Genomic DNA, 3,940 nt, shown 5'->3' with positions numbered 1-3,940 from the left:
ATACTTTGCTTATTTTTTACAACCTCGTATAATGTCCTGTAATCACACATTTTACCAGCAATATCAACGGCAATAATCATTTTTGTTTTAGAAGTTATGGCTTCAGCTAATTTTGTATAATCCATTTCAAAAGAATTCGGTGCATTGTCAACAAATACTATCTTAGCCCCGACATGCTTAATAATAGCGGCAGTAGCTGTATACGTATAAGTAGTTGTAATTACTTCATCACCTGGACCAATGTCCAATAATCTTAATACTAACTCCATAGCAGAAGTTGCCGAATTTAAACATACAGCCTTGTTAACGCCAATATATTTAGCAATTTGCCTTTCTAATTCCTTTGTTTTAGATCCAGTAGTAAGCCAACCGGATTTCAACACCCCTAATACTTTTTCAATTTCTAATGAAGATATATCAGGTGGTGAAAAAGGTATTTTTCTTATATCCTTCATAATTAAAAACATCCTTTACCCCATATTTATACATCCAAAGCTGAACCTACCCAATAAGAGCGAAACAACACCACAAATACACCCAACATTAAGCCTAGGCAGGTAGCTACAGCTAAATTTAAGGATTTCTTGGGTGCGATAGGCACTGTTGGTTCATGTGCCGGTGAAACAATCATTAAAGCAGCCTCATTAATCTTCATGGCTTCACTAACTTGTGATTCCGTATATTTGTTGTTAAATACCTTATAATTTTCCCTGGTGGTATCGATTTGTGTTTGTAATTGTTCCATTCGAGTTTGCCTATCAGCTAATTTTACCTGGATACTTTTTATCCTTTTACTGATAGCGGCTATTTCGGTTTCAAGGGAATTTTTCTCCGTTATAAATTCGGCGTAAGTAGCCTTTTCGGTTTCTAAGCCATTACGTAAATTTATGTAAACAGGGTTAATTTCTTCACTATATAATTCTACCTCTTTAGTCTCACCATACAATTGAGCTAAACCAGGTTCCTCAAAAAGACTTTTCTTTAATTCTATTTTTTCCGGCACCTTAGATAATTGAGCATCCATTGTCTCAATTTTAGCTAAAGATTTATTAATATTTACATCCAAATTTACTTTTCTAGCCTGAAAAGTAGAAAGGAGATCTAAATTAGTCTGTAATTCAGCTTGCAATTCAGCTACCGTATCTGACTGTTGTAAAAACTGTTTCATTTCCTCAACACTAGAAGCTAATTTATGCTCTTCCTCATCAACTTGCTTTTCTAAAAAAGCCAAGGCATTTTGAGTTTTAGATTTATTCTTATCGGCAATAAATTGTATTAATTCTTCAGCAACTATATTCGCAATTTGTGCTGCCTTTTCTGGTGAATTATCCTTTACCCTTATTTCTAATAGTTCCGTATCTTTAATATTAGTAATTGTAATTTTATCGGCAAAGGCGGGAAGTGAAATTTCGCTTGGATCAAGATTCAAATATTCCATAATTTTAGTTAAAACAGCTGTGGATTTTGCTTGAGCAATATAAGACTGAATATTTATCCGAGGCATACCAGAAAAAGTATCAACTAAACTTTCCAATCCCTCTTTAGAAGTTTGCGGTACCTCTATTTGATTAGCCGCTAAAATAGTTTTTGCTTCATATGTAGGCTTAACAATCCAAAAACTAAAGATAATACTAATTATCATAGCTAGTAAGGTAAACATAATAATTAACCATTTACCCCTTAAAATTATTTCAATTAATTCCCTTAAACTAATTTCTTCCTCCATCTCTATCCCTCTCTTCTAGACATAACTTTACTTCCCTTCTGATTTTATCACAAAATCTTGAATTAGTCCGCAAATTTCTACAGCTTTTTCCTCAGGAACCTTACTCCCCCTCGGCAGTCCCCTTTTTTCACGGACTACAGCCTGCCAAACCTTAATTTCCTCACGTGCATCACCTTTGGCTTTTTTTAAGGCCTGGGTAAAAAACTCTTCAGCCTGATAATAGTCTGCGGCTAGACCGGCTGCAACCCCAGCATAAAAATTAGTAAATGCCGATTCAGTTAATTTTTCCTGCTGCCAATAAGGTAAACGCTTTGGCTTTACCGATTGCATTTGCTTTTCGGCACGCAAATAAACCTCTTGGGCTAACACTAAATAATCATGTTTTCCTGTTTTCAGAGCCAACTGTACATAATTTTCCAAAGCAAACTCATAACCGGTATGCTGTTTGGGCATCAAGGTAATTATTTTTTCAAAATAAGGGATAGCTGCCTCTCTTTGTTGTAATTGTACCAAAGCCGAAGCTTTAGTTAAATATGACTTATATTTATAGGGTTCAAGACTAATTACTTCATCTAAAATTACTAGTCCAGCTTCTATCTCCCCTTTAACTATTTTTAGCTGACCCAAATAAGCGGGGTAAAGGGGAGCTAAAGGAGCTAGTTTGCGAGCCCATGTTAAATCCCCCTCATATTTAATAATTTCCGCCCGGGAAAGCACCTTGTTTTTATTCAGCTCCTTAATCGCCCCCTGTGCTATCAAATGTGCCCCATAAAAACTACAGGCGGAAATTAATAGAATGAAGGCTAAAAATAGTGAAATGCCTTTGAAGAACTGTCTGCCTGGGCATTTTAATTTACCACCAAGTAAACCAATTAAAACAAAGAGATAGAGGGGCACTGCAGTTACAGTTAAATCAAAATCAAGTAGGGAATGAAAAAAAATAATGAAAATAGCTAAAAGAATAAGTTTTTCTTCAAGTGTGCCTATTTTTTTTCTCTGATGCCAAACTTGCTGACCAAGAAGAAATAAAAAAAGACTTAAAAACAAGCTGACACCAAGCAGACCGCTTTCCACCATAATCTGTAAAACCCCATTATGGACTTCAGTGCTGTCATATAAATGGCCCTGAATAGTTCGATATAAAGCCTCCCACCCACCGGCCCCACAACCAATTAGCCAATGCTTCTTAAACAAGAGAAAGGCATCTTCAAAAAAATAGAGGCGAGAAGCCACACTAGAAGTTCCCCAACTAATATTTTTTAATCTACTTAATTGTGTCAAAGTAGTCCCCTGTGTAAATAGAACAGTAATTAAAATTAAGGTGATTAAAATACCTAGAGGGAAAGATCTTTTTTCCTGCCACCAATCAAAAAGTAAAACCACACCCCCACCTAAAAGCAGCACTAAAATAGTTTTAATGCCGGGATGAGCCATTATAAAATTAGCTGAAAGTAATCCTAAACCATTAATTAAAATGAGATTATAGATAAGGGGCTTGTATTCCTTTGCTACCCAAATAATAAGTAAAAGCAGTGCCGGTAAATATACCAAAAGTGCACCCCGGGATAAAGCAGCATAAAAAGCTGTGGTGTGTAGAAATAAGAAAAAAAGCAATACTTGTTTAAAAACCCGCTGTTTACTTTTAATTAAAAGGCTAATGATTAAAGGAACCATAGCTGCCAAAACAGCGGCATATGTATTGGGATAATGAAATGTAGAACTAAAGCGTCCCCCAATAATTAAACCTGTAGTTTCTATAATTTGAGCCTGCGAAAAAATAACAGCAAGTGTACCTAAAGAAACAGCACTAATCATTACCAATAATATAGCTTGTTTATCCTTAACTAAACAATTTGTTAAGACAAGAGCCAAATAATAAAAGACATATTTTAAAAAACCTAAATAAGCAGCATGAGGAGAAGCGGCCTTTAAAAAACTAACAAAGTAAATTAGCGTAAGTAACAATAAGCCTACTTCTGGATAACTAAATTTATGCTTAGTTTGATAAATAAAAATCAAAGCCAATATAGCTAAAACTATAGCCAAGGGATAAAACTGTTTTTCATAGAAAAGACCCTGATTTAAAGGGGCTATAAACAAGAAGCACAAAAAAAGGTAATAGCCTCCCTTTTTTATTAACTCTTTCGCCATGTTCATCACCTATTTAAAATAAGCCCCCGATTTTTAACGGGGGCTTATAATTATGCTTCTATT

Annotated in this window: 3 protein-coding genes; all 3 read right to left on the bottom strand. The window is 35.0% G+C overall.

What is annotated here, in order from left to right:
- A partial coding sequence (locus GX687_01795) for a DegT/DnrJ/EryC1/StrS aminotransferase family protein (GenBank protein ID HHX96183.1) occupies positions 1-467 on the bottom strand: 467 nt, incomplete at its 3' end.
- Positions 468-481: 14 nt separating this feature from the next.
- Positions 482-1,726 (bottom strand): hypothetical protein, encoded by a 1,245-nt coding sequence (locus GX687_01790; protein HHX96182.1) that lies wholly within the window; start codon positions 1,724-1,726, stop codon positions 482-484.
- 27 nt (positions 1,727-1,753) lie between these two features.
- A complete protein-coding gene (locus GX687_01785) occupies positions 1,754-3,835 on the bottom strand; it encodes a hypothetical protein (GenBank protein HHX96181.1) in 2,082 nt (693 codons plus the stop codon).
- Positions 3,836-3,940: the final 105 nt, after the last annotated feature.

Source organism: Clostridia bacterium, assembly GCA_012841935.1.
Lineage (GTDB): Bacteria > Bacillota > Peptococcia > DRI-13 > DTU073 > DUTS01.
Note: the sequence above shows the minus strand (reverse complement) of the source record. Positions and strands in the feature narration are given on the sequence as shown.